General features: G+C 69.3%; 18 protein-coding genes. 8 read left to right on the forward strand and 10 right to left on the reverse strand.

What is annotated here, in order from left to right; translation table 11 throughout:
* The first annotated feature begins 35 nt into the window (after window positions 1-35).
* Window positions 36-1,214 (forward strand): DNA primase small subunit PriS, encoded by a 1,179-nt coding sequence (priS, locus tag ACV7JO_RS05435; protein WP_470355325.1) that lies wholly within the window; start codon window positions 36-38, stop codon window positions 1,212-1,214.
* Window positions 1,211-2,116 (forward strand): DNA replication complex subunit Gins51, encoded by a 906-nt coding sequence (locus tag ACV7JO_RS05440; RefSeq protein WP_470355326.1) that lies wholly within the window; start codon window positions 1,211-1,213, stop codon window positions 2,114-2,116. Before priS ends, ACV7JO_RS05440 begins: the two co-directional genes overlap by 4 nt.
* A gap of 33 nt (window positions 2,117-2,149) precedes the next feature.
* Here the strand turns inward: ACV7JO_RS05440 and ACV7JO_RS05445 are convergent, their stop codons facing one another.
* Window positions 2,150-3,250 (reverse strand): S1C family serine protease, encoded by a 1,101-nt coding sequence (locus ACV7JO_RS05445; RefSeq protein ID WP_470355327.1) that lies wholly within the window; start codon window positions 3,248-3,250, stop codon window positions 2,150-2,152.
* A 79-nt stretch (window positions 3,251-3,329) separates the two neighbouring features.
* Between ACV7JO_RS05445 and ACV7JO_RS05450 the strand changes: the two genes are divergently transcribed.
* The 4 genes from ACV7JO_RS05450 to ACV7JO_RS05465 all read left to right on the forward strand — a co-directional run bounded on the left by ACV7JO_RS05450 (window position 3,330) and on the right by ACV7JO_RS05465 (window position 5,358).
* Window positions 3,330-3,515, forward strand: a complete 186-nt coding sequence (locus ACV7JO_RS05450; protein WP_470355328.1) for a hypothetical protein — start codon at window positions 3,330-3,332, stop codon at window positions 3,513-3,515.
* Window positions 3,516-3,641: 126 nt separating this feature from the next.
* Window positions 3,642-4,361, forward strand: coding sequence for a metal-dependent hydrolase (locus ACV7JO_RS05455; protein ID WP_470355329.1), 720 nt, complete (start codon window positions 3,642-3,644; stop codon window positions 4,359-4,361).
* A 119-nt stretch (window positions 4,362-4,480) separates the two neighbouring features.
* Window positions 4,481-4,876, forward strand: coding sequence for an OsmC family protein (locus tag ACV7JO_RS05460; RefSeq protein ID WP_470355330.1), 396 nt, complete (start codon window positions 4,481-4,483; stop codon window positions 4,874-4,876).
* A gap of 44 nt (window positions 4,877-4,920) precedes the next feature.
* The gene (locus ACV7JO_RS05465; protein ID WP_470355331.1) at window positions 4,921-5,358 is read left to right on the forward strand and encodes a DUF5799 family protein; all 438 of its coding nucleotides are present in this window, start codon (window positions 4,921-4,923) and stop codon (window positions 5,356-5,358) included.
* Here ACV7JO_RS05465 and ACV7JO_RS05470 read toward each other — a convergent pair whose 3' ends face one another.
* Window positions 5,359-5,508 carry a DUF7557 family protein gene (locus ACV7JO_RS05470; RefSeq protein ID WP_470355332.1) on the reverse strand — a complete coding sequence of 50 codons (150 nt, stop codon included), beginning with the start codon at window positions 5,506-5,508 and terminating at the stop codon, window positions 5,359-5,361.
* Window positions 5,509-5,623: 115 nt separating this feature from the next.
* Here ACV7JO_RS05470 and ACV7JO_RS05475 point away from each other — a divergent pair, with 115 nt between their 5' ends.
* Complete coding sequence (locus ACV7JO_RS05475; RefSeq protein ID WP_470355333.1) at window positions 5,624-6,406, forward strand: class I fructose-bisphosphate aldolase; 783 nt, start codon at window positions 5,624-5,626, stop codon at window positions 6,404-6,406.
* Window positions 6,407-6,408: 2 nt separating this feature from the next.
* Window positions 6,409-7,536 (forward strand): hypothetical protein, encoded by a 1,128-nt coding sequence (locus tag ACV7JO_RS05480; protein ID WP_470355334.1) that lies wholly within the window; start codon window positions 6,409-6,411, stop codon window positions 7,534-7,536.
* Window positions 7,537-7,568: 32 nt separating this feature from the next.
* On the opposite strand, the gene pfkB is transcribed toward ACV7JO_RS05480, so the two are convergent.
* The 8 genes from pfkB to ilvN form a co-directional block, all read right to left on the reverse strand.
* The gene (gene pfkB / locus ACV7JO_RS05485) at window positions 7,569-8,477 is read right to left on the reverse strand and encodes a 1-phosphofructokinase (protein WP_470355335.1); all 909 of its coding nucleotides are present in this window, start codon (window positions 8,475-8,477) and stop codon (window positions 7,569-7,571) included.
* Entirely contained in the window at window positions 8,474-9,235 is a 762-nt protein-coding gene (glpR, locus tag ACV7JO_RS05490; RefSeq protein WP_470355336.1) for an HTH-type transcriptional regulator GlpR, read from the reverse strand. The genes pfkB and glpR overlap by 4 nt, the downstream gene beginning before the upstream one ends.
* A gap of 66 nt (window positions 9,236-9,301) precedes the next feature.
* Entirely contained in the window at window positions 9,302-10,285 is a 984-nt protein-coding gene (locus ACV7JO_RS05495) for an isocitrate/isopropylmalate dehydrogenase family protein (protein ID WP_470355337.1), read from the reverse strand.
* Window positions 10,286-10,542: 257 nt separating this feature from the next.
* Complete coding sequence (leuD, locus tag ACV7JO_RS05500) at window positions 10,543-11,187, reverse strand: 3-isopropylmalate dehydratase small subunit (protein ID WP_470355338.1); 645 nt, start codon at window positions 11,185-11,187, stop codon at window positions 10,543-10,545.
* On the reverse strand, window positions 11,184-12,605 hold the full coding sequence (gene leuC / locus ACV7JO_RS05505) for a 3-isopropylmalate dehydratase large subunit (RefSeq protein ID WP_470355339.1): 1,422 nt from the start codon (window positions 12,603-12,605) through the stop codon (window positions 11,184-11,186). The genes leuD and leuC overlap by 4 nt, the downstream gene beginning before the upstream one ends.
* Window positions 12,602-12,829: a DUF7989 family protein gene (locus ACV7JO_RS05510; protein ID WP_470355340.1), complete on the reverse strand. Its 228-nt coding sequence runs from the start codon at window positions 12,827-12,829 to the stop codon at window positions 12,602-12,604. The genes leuC and ACV7JO_RS05510 overlap by 4 nt, the downstream gene beginning before the upstream one ends.
* Window positions 12,822-13,856, reverse strand: a complete 1,035-nt coding sequence (gene ilvC, locus ACV7JO_RS05515; protein WP_470355341.1) for a ketol-acid reductoisomerase — start codon at window positions 13,854-13,856, stop codon at window positions 12,822-12,824. The genes ACV7JO_RS05510 and ilvC overlap by 8 nt, the downstream gene beginning before the upstream one ends.
* The gene (gene ilvN, locus ACV7JO_RS05520; protein ID WP_470355342.1) at window positions 13,849-14,436 is read right to left on the reverse strand and encodes an acetolactate synthase small subunit; all 588 of its coding nucleotides are present in this window, start codon (window positions 14,434-14,436) and stop codon (window positions 13,849-13,851) included. Before ilvN ends, ilvC begins: the two co-directional genes overlap by 8 nt.
* Between the last annotated feature and the right edge of the window lie 13 nt (window positions 14,437-14,449).

Below are 14,449 nucleotides of genomic sequence, written 5' to 3' on the forward strand. Positions count from 1 at the left end.
ACCCTTTTGCCCTCCCCTCGATTACGGAGCAGTCGATGGAAGAGCGGACCCGCGCGTACCTCCGTGGCCGGTTCGGCGACCACTACCGGCGCGTCTCGATAACGCCGCCGCCGGCCGCCAACGAGCGCGAGTGGGGGTTCATCCCGTGGACCGACGGCCCCGGCGAGACGATGGTCCGCCACCGCTCGCTGCTCGATTTGGGCGACGTCGAGGACTTCCTCGGCCGTAAGAAGCCCCGCCACGTCTACTTCTCGGCGGGCCACTACGACGACCCGAGCGCCTCGACGATGGGGTCGAAGGGATGGCGCGACTCCGACCTCGTCTTCGACCTCGACGCCGACCACCTCCCGAGCGTGACGCTGGGCGAGGACAGCTACGCCGAGATGCTGGCGAAGTGCAAGGACGCCCTCCTGCGCCTGCTCGATTTCCTCGAAGACGACTTCGCCTTCGAGGACCTCACGGTGGTCTTCTCCGGCGGCCGCGGCTACCACGTCCACGTCCGCGACGAGCGGATTCGCGGGCTCGAACGCGACGCCCGCCGCGAGATAGTCGACTACGTGCGGGGCATCGGGCTGGAGTTCGAGGAGCTGATACAGTCCGAGGCGGTGGCCGGCACGGCCGGCCGTTCCAGCCCGGCGCAGAAGCGGACGCTGAACGTCGACGGCGGGTGGAGCGCCCGCGCGCACCGCCACATTCTCGCGTTCGTCGACGACCTGCTGGAACTCGACGAGGACGACGCGCTGGCCCGCCTACAGGAGTACGACGGCATCGGCGAGGGGAAGGCCACGGCGGCGCTCACCGCCGCCCGGAACAACTACGACCAACTGGCCGCCGGCAACGTCGACGTGCACCCGGCCATCTACCAGATAGCGCAGGTGCTGGTCCACGAGGCGGTCGCAGCGGACAACGCCCCCATCGACGAGCCGGTGACGACCGACACCAACCGCCTCATCCGGCTCCCGGGGTCGCTCCACGGCGGGAGCGGGCTGGCGGTCCGGCGCATCGACCGGGGCGACCTCGCGGCGTTCGACCCGCTGGTCGACGCCGTCCCCGAGACGTTCCGCGGCCACCAGATAACCGTCGAGGTCACCGACGGCGGCCCGGTCGAACTCGACGGCGATAGCTTTACACTGGAGGCGGGACACCACTCGGTACCAGAGTCCGTGGGCGTGTTCCTGATGGCCCGCGGCCGCGCTGAGAAGGGACAGGAATGAACTTAGACGAACTCCAATCGGTCCAGTCGCGCGAGCGCCAGACCGACAAGCTCCAGCAGCTTCGACCGACGTTCTACGAGGAGGCCGGCGAGTTCGTCCAGCAACTCCGCGAGGAGCGCGAGCGCGCCGCCGAGCGCGCCGACGACCCCTTCGACGCGCCGGAGGTCAACCGCCTGACTGACGATATTAACACCGCCGAACAGACCGTCGAGGCCGTCTACGAGCGCCGCGTCGGCAAGGTCGTCAAGATGGCGTCGCTCGCCGCCGCCGACATGCCGACCGAGGACGACGGCCTGACACAGGAGGAACGGGAGCTCTTCGAGACGATGGTCGAGGCCATCCAGACCAACCGCCAGCACGTCCTCGATGTCGTCGCCGGCGAGGTCGACGCCGGCGGCTCGCCGGCCGAAACGGGGACGGGGGACGAACCCGACGCCGGCCCGGCCGACGCCGAACGACCGGCCCCGCCGACCGAGGAGTCGCCCGGCGTCGGCGCGGCGGACGTGATGGGCGGCGACGGCGGACCGCCCGAGTCGGAGACCGACGCCACGCCCGACGAGCGCCGCGCCGATGCACCGAGCGACGGGACCGCCGCCTCGGACGACGCGGACGGCTCCCGTCCCGCCCCGGCGGAGGCCGCCGCCGTCACCGACGACGCCCCGGCACCCGACCCACAGACCACCGACCCGTCGCCGCCCGAGTCCGACGCGCCGTCGGACGCGGCTGCTGGGGCCGGCGCGGCGTCGGTCGACCGCCGCACGGTCCGCATCACCGACGACGTGGGCGAGATACTCGGCGTCGACCAGCGGTCCTACGACCTCTCGGCCGACGACGTGGTGACGCTGCCCGCGGACAACGCCGACCCGCTGGTCGAGCGAGACGCGGCCGAGCCACTGGAGTGAACGGTTCGTCTTACTCGGCCGTCGGCCGCTGACTCAGGGCCGTGGGCGCTCGCCGAGCGTCAGCCCGACGACCTCCCGCCGACCGTCACGTTGCACGGTCACGTCGATGGCGGTGCCGGGGCTGGTCTCCAAGGCGAGAAACGACGCGAGCGCCTGCCGCGTCGGCGTCGGCGTGTTGTCCAGCTGGCGGACCACGTCGCCGCCGGTGGGGTACTCGACGCCCGACCGCACCGCCGAGCCGTCGCTCCCTTCGAGGACGCCGTCGGCGGGGCCGCCGTCGAGGACGCGGTCGATGTACACGCCGCTCGCACGGTCGAGCCCGTTGGCCGCCGCCAGCAGCGGCGTGACCGTCTGCAGCGTCACGCCGACGTACGAGTGGTCGTACTCGCCGGTCTCGACGAGCGCCGGGACGACCCGGCGGGCCAGTTGCGCCGAGATGGCGAAGCCGACGTTGTCGCCGCCGCCGGAGTTGATGACGCCGACGGCGTCGCCGTCGAGGGTCACCAGCGGGCCGCCGCTGTTGCCGGGGTTGACCGCCGCGTCGGTCTGGATGCCGTCGGCGATAGAGAAGTTGTTCGCGCCCTGTAGCGTCCGGTCGACGCCGCTGACGATGCCCTCGGAGGCCGACCCCGACAGCCCGAACGGGTTCCCGATAGCGACGACGCGGGTGCCGACGGGCTGTTCGCGCCGGACGAACGACAGGGGAGCGGCGTCGGGGGCGTCCGCCGACAGCACCGCGAGGTCGCTGTACACGTCGGTCCCGACCACCGCGGCCTCGCGCCACCCCGTCTCGGCGAACCGGACGTAGACGCTGTCGCCGCCGCCCACGACGTGTTCGTTGGTGACGACGTGGCGGTCGCCGACGAGGAAGCCGCTTCCCTGCGAACCGCGGCTGTCGCCGGCGTAGACCCGAATCGAGCAGACGGCGTCGACGGCGTCGCGGTAGGCCTCGGTGTAGGTGCTCCCGTCGAGTGTCGGCGTCGCTCGCGCCCCGTCCCGACCGGCCGGTGCGTCCTCGCTCGCCGCGTTCTCGCCGGCGCTGTCGCTCGTGAGCGACTGACAGCCGGCCGCGCCGGCCGCGCCGACGGCAAGCGACCCGAGGAAGCGGCGGCGCGTGAGCGGGTCCCGGTCCATATCCGTGGGTCGGCGGGTGCGTGCATGAAAGCCACGGTGTGCCCCAAACTACTACACGGCCGGCGGCCTATCCGGTGGCATGGCAGACAACGAGTCGGTTCCGTCTCCCGGGTTCGTCCTCCCGGGGCTCCGGTGTGGCGTCGAGATGGCACTGGTCGGCCTCATCGTCGCGCTGGTCGGCCTGCCGGCAGAGGAGCCGCTGATTCTGGGTATCGTACTCCTCTGTGCGCTGCTGTCGATGGTCGTCGTCCTCTTCTGGGGCTGAACCGGCACATGCGTCGGTGGGTCAGATACGCACAGGGCAAGCCGACGAGCGCCAACATCTTCGAGTGACTGCCACACGAGTTTCGGTGTACCATTAAGTGTTCGCCGGGAGTACCGTCGGGCGACCATGGAACTCACTTGGCACGGTCACTCGACGTTCAGCGTCACAGTGGGCGAGACGGACCTCCTCGTCGACCCGATGTTCGCCAACCCGAAGACGGACACCGACCCCGAAGACGTAGACCCCGACTACGTCCTCGTCACGCACGGCCACGACGACCACGTCGCCCACGTGGGCGCGTTCCCCGACGCGACGCTCGCCGGCACCCCCGAGGTGACGGGGCACCTTGCCGAGCAACACGGCATCGCCGAGGACGACGTTCTCGGGTTCAACTTCGGCGGGACCGTCGAGATGGGCGACGCCTTCGTGACGATGCACCGCGCCGACCACACCAACGGCGTCGAGGAGGGGTTCAGCGTCCCCAGCGGCGGCCTGCCGGCGGGGTACGTCATCTCCGACACCAAGCCGACGCAGGTCAGCGACGCCGACTCGACGACGTTCTACCACGCCGGCGACACCGGCCTGATGACCGAGATGCGGGAGGTCATCGGCCCGTACCTCGAACCCGACGCCGCCGCGCTGCCGGTCGGTGACCACTTCACCATGGGGCCGATGCAGGCGGCCGTCGCGGCCGACTGGCTCGACGTGGACTACGCCCTCCCGATGCACTACGACACGTTCCCGCCCATCGAAATCGACACGGACGACTTCGTGAAGGAACTGAAAGCCACCGGCAGCGACGCCGAGGCGGTCGTCCTCGACGGCGACGAGACGTTCGAGCTGTAGCTGGCGCGGTCCGCACCCGTCGGCGACTGCAGCGGCGACGCGCCGGCGGCCTCCCGCAGTCGCCGCGCCGTCCGAGTGCGCTAGCCTTTATTTGCGGGGGGAGCGAGCGAGCACACGCTATGGCAGACATCGAAGTCGAAAGCGAGTGCGAGGAAGGGTACACGGTCACCAGCGTCATCAACGGCGAGTGGGAGCTCATCGTCGACGCGCTCAGCGAGGACGGCCCCTCGCCCAACGAGGTGCTGGCCGCGGACTACGCCTCCTGTTACATCCCGGCGCTCCGGGTCGCCGCCGACCAGCACGGCTACGACGACCTCGGCGAGGTGAACGTCGAGATAGCCGCCGACCTCGACGAGGACGACGACCTCGAAGCCATCGACTTCGACGTCGAAGTCGAGACCGACCTCGGCGACGACGCACAGGACATCGTCGAACTCGGCGAGGAGATCTGTCACGTCCACTCCGCGCTGCGCGAGGACCTGCACGCCGACATCAGCATCGAGTCGGGCGTCTGACCGCGGCGGGAAACGCTCATACATCAGGGTCCCGAACTCCGGGTATGAGCGACAGTCAGTGGACCGACCGTATCGCCGGCGAGCGAATGGAAGTCGACCAGTTGTTCAACGACCGGGTGGAAGCGTCGTCGTTTTCCAGCCAGCAGTGGGGGCTCGTCATGACGGCCATCGAGTTCGAGATAGAGGGGGCCGACGACCCCGACTCGGCCCACATCGTCGCCGATACGTCGAAGCTATCGAGCATCATGCCGGAACTCGACCGGATAGAGCAGCAGTCGCCGATGGGCGGGGGCGGCGGTTCGGGCGACGGCAGTGGTAGTCTCCTCTCGGGCGTGATGGACGCGCTGGGACTGGGAGGCGGGAGCAGTTCCGACGAGCAGGCCGCCGAAGCCGAACAGCTAGCACAGGCCTACGCGGAGGAGCTACAGGAGAAACTGGAGTCCAACGGCCGCTGGGAGTCCGTCTGCCAGCAGGCCCGGTAGTCAGTACTCGTCGCCGCCGTGGAACAGCGTCAGTTCCTCGGCCTCGTAGATGTTGATGAGTTCGGTGACGAGTTCGTCGTAGCTCTCGTCTTCCTCCCGGAGGCCGTCGAGACGGGCGACCGTCTCCTCGTCGAGTTCGACAGTCGGCATAATTGGTGGTTCCGGCGGCAGCCACTTAACCTCTCTCCCGCGCAAAAACGTACACGAACGGGAGTAACAAATCAGTACCGAAAGCGCTTACTGTGTGTTCTCGGTACTGGCGGACATGCGACCACTGGGCGATTCACCGCTGGTGCGCAAGGACAAGACGCTGGTGCTGGCCCACGACCACGGGCTGGAACACGGCCCGAAACAGTTCAGCGGCGTCGAGGAGCGCCTCGACCCACGGGAAGTGTTCGAGATGGCCACCCACGACGCGGTCACCGCGCTGGCCGTGGGCAAGGGCCTCGCCGAGACGTACTACCCCAGCTACGAGGACGACGTGAACCTCTTGGCGAAGCTCAACGGCGGGTCGGACCTCTGGATGGGCGACCCTTACTCGCCCCAGAACTGGAGCGTCGAGTACGCCGCGGAACTGGGCGCGGACGCCATCGGCTACACGATTTACCCGGGCGTCAACCGCGAACCCGACATGTTCGAGGACTTCCGCCCCGTCCAAGAGGCCGCCCGCGACCACGACCTCCCCATCGCCATGTGGTCCTACCCCCGCGGCCAAGCCGTCAAAGCCCACCGCAACCCCGACACCATCGCCTACGCGGCCCGCATCGGCCTCGAACTGGGCGCTGACTTCACGAAGGTGAAATACCCCCGCGACAAGGAGGCCATGGCTCACGCGGTCGACGCCGCCGCCGACAACCGCGTCCTGCTGTCGGGTGGCTCGAAGACCTCCGACCGGGAGTTCCTCGAACTCGTCGCCGACTGCATGGACGTCGGCGTCGCCGGCCTGGCCGTCGGCCGCAACGTCTGGCAGCGCGAGGACCCCGACGACATCCTCGACAAACTCGACCCCGTCGTCTTCGACGGTGCCGACCCCGACGACGTGCTGTGAGCATGGACGAGGCCACACGAAAGGCCGTCGCCGCGGCCGAAGAGGAACTGCCGGCCGCCGACGCGCTGGCCGAGACGGTCGCCGACCGGCCGGTCGTGTTCGGCTTCGACGGCTACCTCGACCGCGTCCGCGAGGTCGTCGAGGACCGGGCGGACCCCGAGAGCTACGACCGCCTCGCCACGCTGTCGGGCTTTGGCGACCGCATCGAGCGGTCGGTGGCGGCCGATAGCTCGCTGAGTTTCGAGTGGCTCCAGCGGGGCAGTCGGACCGGCGGCCACACCAGCCACCTCGCGCGGGCCTTCGAGACGTGGTCGTTCGCGCCGGCGATGGTCGGGATGTTCGGCGACCCGGTCCACGAGGCCTTCGAGACGGAGTTCGCCGGCGTCGAGCGCTACTCGATGGGCGACCCGGGCGTCACCGACGCCGTCGAGTTCGACGACGGGAAGCTGATGCTGACCGAGATCGGCGACACGATGGAACTGGACTGGGCGGCCGTCGACGACGCCGTCGGCCACGAGCGGTTCCTCGACGTCCTCGACGGCGCGGCCCTGCTCGGGATGGGGTACTGGTCCGAGACGCCGGACCTCCCCGACGTCATCGACGGCCTCCGGGACGCGTGGGACCGGCTCTCGGACCCGCCGGCACACGTCCTCGTCGACCCCGGTGACGTGCGGAAACTCGACGCCGAGCGCCTGCGGGCCGGCCGCGAGGCCATCCGCCGTCTCGACGAGGTGGCGGACGTGGTGGTCTCCGCGAACCGCGCGGAAACGGCCGTGCTGGCCGACGCCTACGCCGGCGAGGCCGACCGCTCGTTCGCCGCGGACGCCGAGGCGGTGGCCGACGCCTTGGCCCCGACGTGGTTCGTCGGGCACGGCGTCGAGGCGTCGGTCGCCGTGAGCGGGGCCGGCACCGACCGCGTCGCCGTCCCGGCCGTCGACGACCCGGCGATGACGACCAGTTCCGGCGACCACTTCAACGCCGGACTGGGGCTCGGGCTGGTCCTCGGCCTCTCGCCGGCCACGGCCGTCGTCGTCGGCAACGCCGTCGCCGGCCACTTCGTGCGGACCGCCGACCAGCCGTCGCTGGCCGACGTGCGCGCGTTCGTCGAGAGCTACGTGGCGAAGTTCTGAGGCGAGAGCCGCTGGCGGCCGCGCTCGCTGTTCTACACGTCCGAGACGGTGACCCGGTCGCGGGCCGCGTCGAGGCCGTCGAACGACGGCACCGCCGTCCCGGCCTGTTCGACGAGGCGCGCCGAGACGGCGACGCCGTTCCGTAGCGCCGCCGCGTCGTCCGCGCCCCGTTCCCACGCCGCGAGCACGCCCGACAGCAGGGCGTCGCCCGCGCCGACGGTGTCGACCACGTCGACATCCAGCGCCTCGGCGAACAGCGTCCGGTCGGCGGTGGCGAGGACGGCCCCGTCGGCCCCCAGCGACGCCATCACGCGGTCGAACCCCTCCGCTCGGAACTGCTCGGCGGCCCGGGCACACCCCTCGACGGTGGACACGTCCGCGCCGGTGGCCTCCCCGAGTTCCTCGCGGTTCGGCTTACACAGCGCGAACTGCTCGTCCAGTTCCCGGAGCGCCGCCCCCTCCATGTCGACGACCGTCTCCCAGTCGCCGGCGGCGGCCACGCGGTCCACGTCCGCGACGCGCACGCCCGGCGGGAGGCTCCCGCCGACCAGCACGCGGTCGGGGTCCTGTGCGCGGACGCGGCCGACGACGCGGTCGACGACGCCGTCGCCGACGGCCGGCCCGTCGTGGTTGAGTTTGTACTCGGTGCCCTCGGCCAGCGCCGTCGTGTTGAGCCGGGTGACCCCCTCGACCTCGACGAACGCCGTCTCCACGCCGTCGGCCTGCATGTCGTCGCGGACGAACGCGCCGGTGAAGCCGGCGACGACGCCCGTGGCGACGCAAGGCCGGTCCATCGCGGTGAGGAACTGCGCGACGTTGATGCCCTTCCCGCCGGCGTCGAAGCGGGCGTCGCTCGCGCGCATGACGCGGTCGGCCGCCATCGGCTCGTCGAACTGCACCGTCTGGTCGACCGCGGGATTGTAGGTGAGCGTGACTATCATATGGCGACCACCTCGACGGTCACCTCGGCAGCGTCCAGCGCCTCGGCGAGGTCCGGCGGCGGCGTCTCGTCGGTGACGAGCAGGTCCACATCCGCGAGGTCGGCGAAGGAGACGAAGCTTCGTTCGCCGAACTTCGAGGCGTCGGCGACGAGGACGACGCGGCCGGCCCGCTCGACCATCCGCTCTTTGACCGACGCCTCCTCCTCGTTGGGGGTCGACAGCCCGACCGTCGCGTCCAAGGCGTTGGTCCCGAGAAACAGCTGGTCGAAGTTGGTGCGGTCGAGGAACTCCTCGGCGGTCGGACCGACCAGCGCCCGGGTCCGCGAGCGCAGCGTCCCGCCGGTCACCTTGACGTCGAGGTCGCCCTCGGCCAGTTCGGTCGCCAGTTCCGGCATGTTGGTGGCGACGGCGTAGCCGCTGTCGGGGGCAGCGCGGGCCACCTCTATCGTCGTCGTCCCCGCGTCGAAGACGACCACCTGTCCCTCGCGGACCTCCTCGGCCGCGCGGGCACCGATGGCCTGTTTGGCGTCGAGGTTGTCGACCTCGCGCTGGCTGTAGGTGCGCTCGGTACCGACAGAGGACGCGGGCACCGCGCCGCCGTGTGACCGCTCGATGCGGCCCTCGGACTCCAAATCCCGGAGGTCGCGCCGGATGGTCGCCTTCGAGAAGTCCAGTTGCTCGGCCAGTTCCGTGACGGAACGGCCGTCGTGTTCGGTCACCAGCCGGACGATGGTGCGCTTGCGCTCGGCGGGGAGCATCTCTCTCCCGTGATTGTTTCGCTTCGTTTTTACCACTTTCTATCGTCGGGTGCGCGTTTCTGCCCGCTACAGCGCGTCGACGACGGCGGCAGTGACCTCGTCGGTCCCGGCGTCGCCGCCGAGGTCCGGCGTCCGCGGGCCGGATTCGAGGACGGCCTCGACGGCCCCGCGCACTCGGTCGGCCTCCTCGTCGTAGCCCAAGTGGTCGAGCAGCATCGCGGCCGAGAGAATCATCGCCGAGGGGTTGGCGACGCCCTCGCCGGCGATGTCCGGCGCGGAGCCGTGGACCGGCTCGAACAGGGCGTTGTCCTCGCCGACGTTGGCCGACGGGAGCAGGCCGAGGCCGCCCACGAGGCCCGCAGCGAGGTCCGACAGCATGTCGCCCGCGAGGTTCGGACAGATGACCACGTCGTACTCCTCGGGCGTCATCACCAGATGCATCGCCAGCGCGTCCATCAGCGCCGTGTCGTAGTCCGCGCCGCGCTCCTCGGCGACCGCCTCCGCGGTGTCGAGGAACAGCCCGTCGGTCTCGCGCATGACGTTTGCCTTGTGGGCGATGGTCACGTCGTCGTAGCCGTTCTGCTTGGCGTAGCGGAAGCCGTACTCGGCGATGTCCCGGGAGGCGTCCTCGGTGACGACGCGGGTCAGCGTCCGCACGCCGTCGACGAGTTCGTCCTCGATGCCGGAGTAGACGCCCTCGGTGTTCTCGCGGATGAACACGATGTCGGTGTCCGGTTGGACCGCGTCAAGTCCGGGGTACGAACGGGCGGGCCGGACGTTGGCGAAGGAGCCGACCACGTCCCGCAGCGGGAGGATAACGTCGGCGGCCGTCTCGCCGGCGGCCCCGAACAGCGTGGCGTCGGCGTCGGCCGCGAGGTCCCGCGTCTCCTGTGGCAAGGCCTCGCCCGTCGCATCCCGCACCGCGTCGCCGGCCTCGCCCTCGACGAACTCGAAGTCGACCGTCTCGATTGCTTCCAGTACCTCGACGGCGGCGGGCGTGACCTCCTGCCCGATGCCGTCACCGGGGATGACCGCGATTTCGTGAGTCATGTGCGCCGAGAGGCGGGCGGCCGCCGAAAGTGGTTCGGTTCCGGGTCGACGCGAGCGCTGCGGGCAGTGTCTTGACGACCCACTGTCCGGCGGCCGGAGCGCGCGAAACGGCGAGAAAGCGGTCCGAACGTCGACGCAGCGTTAGTCGTCGGCTTCTACGAACCGGACGCTTACGCCGCAGGGCTGAAACCCTGCTTAGTTAATCGTCGGCTTCTACGAACCGGACGCTTACGCCGCAGGGCTGAAACCCTGCTTAGTTAATCGTCCGCTTCGAGACCCGACCGCGTCCGGTCCAGATACGGCAACTGGTCGGCCGTCTCCTCGATAGCGTTGCGGTTGGCCTTCATCAGCGCCGTCGTGTCCCAGATACCCTCGACGAGAGCCTGTCGCTGGGCGTCGTCGACGCTGACGGAGACCTCGGTGCCGCCGTAGGTGACCGTCTCGGCCGCCACGTCGACCTCGATGTCGCCGCCGGGGTTGTCGTCGACCCACTGCTGGAGCGCGTTGATGGTCTCGTGGTCGGCGGTCACCGTCGGGATGCCGAGCGCGAGGCAGTTGCCCGCGAAGATCTCGGCGAAGCTCTCGCCGATGATGGCGTCGATACCCCAGCGCATCAGCGCCTGCGGGGCGTGTTCCCGGGAGGAGCCACAGCCGAAGTTGTTGTTGACCACCATGACGTTGGCGTCTTGGAACCGCTCTTCGTTCATCGGGTGGTCCTTCTGGTTGTCCTCGTCGTCGAACCGCACGTCGAAGAAGGCGAACTCACCCAGACCGTCGAAGGTGACGACTTTCATGAACCGCGCGGGGATTATCTGGTCCGTGTCGATGTCGTTCCCGCGGATGGGGATACCGCTACCTTCGACGTAGTCGACTTCGGGAATGTCCTCGGTGGCGTCGCTCATGCGACCGTCACCTCCTCTAAGTCACGCACGTCAGAGACCTCGCCGTTGATGGCCGCCGCGGCCACCATCCGGGGGTTCATCAGGACGGTGCGGCCGTCCTTGCTCCCCTGCCGGCCGACGAAGTTCCGGTTCGAGGAGGAGGCACACGCCTCGTCGCCTTCGAGTTGGTCCTCGTTCATCCCCAGACACATCGAACAGCCGGCGTTGCGCCACTCGAAGCCGGCCTCCTCGAAGATGTCCTTGAGGCCCTCCTCCTCGGCGGCGCGCTGGACGCGCTGACTGCCGGGGACGACGAACGCGCGCACGTCGTCGGCGACCTGCCGGCCCTTGACGATGCGGGCCGCGCGGCGCAGGTCGGGCAGGCGGGCGTTCGTACAGGAGCCGAGGAAGGCCACGTCGATGTCGTAGCCGTTCATCGTCTGCCCGGGTTCGACGCGCATGTGGTCTTGGGCACGCCGGGCGGTGTCTTGCTTGTCCGCCGCGAGGTCCTCGGGGGCCGGAACCGGGTCGTCGATGCCGATGCCCTGTCCGGGCGTGGTCCCCCACGTCACGACGGGGTCGAGTTCGCTCGCGTCGATTTCGACCACGTCGTCGTACTCGGCGTCGTCGTCGCTCCGGATGGACTCCCAGTAGGGCTTCAGTTCCTCGAACTTCTCGGGGTTCTCCCGGAAGTAGTCGGTCTCCTCCAGCCACTCGTAGGTGGTCTCGTCGGGGTTGACGTAGCCCGCGCGAGCGCCGCCCTCGATGGACATGTTACAGATAGACATCCGCCCCTCCATGTCGAGGTTCTCGATGGCCTCGCCGGCGTACTCGTAGACGTAGCCGACGCCGCCCTCCGTTCCCAGACGGCGGATGATTTCGAGGATGATGTCCTTGGCCTCGACGCCCTCGCCGAGTTCGCCGGTGACCTCGATTTTCCGGACCTGCTGTTTCTCCATGGCGATGGTCTGGGTCGCCAGCACGTCCCGAATCTGGCTGGTCCCGATACCGAACGCCAGCGCGCCAAAGGCTCCGTGGGTCGAGGTGTGGCTGTCGCCACAGACGATGGTCTTGCCGGGTTGGGTGATGCCCTGCTCCGGCCCGATGACGTGGACGATGCCCTGGTCACCGGTCGTCGGGTCCGAGAACTGGATGCCCGCGTCGCGAACGTTCTCCTCCAGTTCGCTCATCATCCGCTCGGCCGCGTCGTCGGCGTAGGGCCGGTCCTGATTCGCCGTCGGGACGATGTGGTCGACCGTCGCGTGGGTCAGGTCGGGCCGCGCGACTTCGAGGCCGCGCTCTTGGAGCATCCCGAACGCCTGCGGACTCGTCACCTCGTGGATGAGGTGGAGGCCGACGAACAGTTGGTCCTGCCCGTTCGGCAGCGTCGTGACTTTGTGCCGGTCCCAGACCTTGTCGTAGAGCGTTCCGGAACTCATACTGTCTCGTCCCGTCCCTCGGTGCCGCGCTCGTAGGCGCGGTTGACTCCCTCGCTCTCGCCGGGGGCCTCGTGGTCTACGTCGCGCATCGTGTCGTCCGCCTCGTCGGCCGACTCGCCGCCGTCGGCGGCGACCGTCGGACCGCGCCGGAAGGCCCCGCCGAAGGTCGCCTCCGTGTGCGGGTGCGTGTGGTCCACGTCCCGCATCGTCCCGTCGTCAGTCATCCGCCGGCGCTTCCTCCGTCTGCTGGTCGGCCTCGTCGCCGCCCCACGCGAACAGTTCGCGCAGGCCGCCGCCGACCTGTTCTATCTGGTGGCTCTCCTCCGCCGAGCGGTACTGCTTGTAGGCGGGCCGGTGGGCCTGATTCTCGTTTATCCACTCGCGGGCGAACTCGCCGTTCTGAACCTCTTCGAGTATCTTCTCCATCCCCTCGCGGTCGATGACCTCCTCGCCGCGGGTCAGACCGCCGTACTCGGCGGTGTCGGAGACGGAGTTCCACATCTCCATGTGGCCGCCTTCGTACATCAGGTCGACGATGAGTTTGAGTTCGTTCAGGCACTCGAAGTAGGCCATCTCGGGCGCGTAGCCCGCGTCGACCAGCGTCTCGAAGCCGGCCTTGACCATCTCGGTGACGCCGCCACAGAGGACGGCCTGCTCGCCGAAGAGGTCGGTCTCGACCTCCTCTTTGAACGTCGTCTCGATGACGCCGGCGCGGGTGCAGCCGATAGCCTTCGCGTAGGCCAGCGACTCCTCGAACGTGTCGCCCGTGGCGTCCTGATAGACGGCTACGAGGCCGGGGGTTCCCTCGCCACGCTCGTAGGTCCGGCGGACCAGATGACCCGGGGACTTGGGTGCGACCATCGTCACGTCCACGTCCTCCGGCGGTTCTATCTGGCCGTAGTGGATGTTGAACCCGTGGGCGAACTGCAGCGTGTCGCCGGCGTCGAGTTCGTCCTCGATGGCCTCGTAGACCGCGGGCTGGACGGTGTCGGGCACCAATACGACCACGCGGTCGGCCTCGCGGGCCGCCACGTCGGGCGTCTCGACCCGCAGGCCGGCGTCGGTCGCGGCCTCGCGGGAGGACGACCCCTCGCGGAGGCCCACGACCACGTCGACGCCGGATTCGTGGAGGTTCAGCGCGTGGGCGTGGCCCTGCGAGCCGTACCCCAGTACGGCGACCGTCTCGTCGTCGAGTGTCGATACGTCGGCGTCCTCGTCGTAGTAGACCGTTGTCGTGAGTTCGTCAGTCATCTTTCTCTAGTGTCTCGGGGCCTCGTTCCAGTGCGGCGGCCCCGGTCCGCACGATTTCCTGCACGTCGAACTGCTCGAAGGCGTCGACGGCGGCGTCTATCTTCTGCTTGCTGCCCGTTATCTCGACGGTCACCGAGTCGGTGGAGGCGTCGACGGCCTGCCCGTCGTACATCTCCGCGACGGCGTTGACGTCGTCGGGTTTCTCCCCGCCCACCTTGATGAGCGCGAGTTCCCGACGGACCGCACCGCCCTCCAGTTCGGCGACCGAGACGACGGGCACGAGCTTCCGCAGTTGCTTTTTCGCCTGCTCGATACCCGGCTCGGGTTCCTCGATGAGGATGGTCATCCGGGCTATACTCTCGTCACTCGTGGGCCCGACGGTGAGGCTTTCGATGTTGAACTGCCGGCGGCTGAACAGCCCCGACACCTCCGAGAGCACGCCGGGGCGGTGTTTGACCAGCGCCGACAGCACCGCCTGTCGGGGGTCGTGGGTCACTTCGGCCTCGGGGTCGACGCGGATTCCCTGCGTGTTGCGTCGGCCCTCGGGGCGCATCCGTTCGTCGGGCGCGGGTCCGGGCATTCCTCCGGGCATC

This window comes from Haloarcula sp. MBLA0138, from assembly GCF_055632455.1.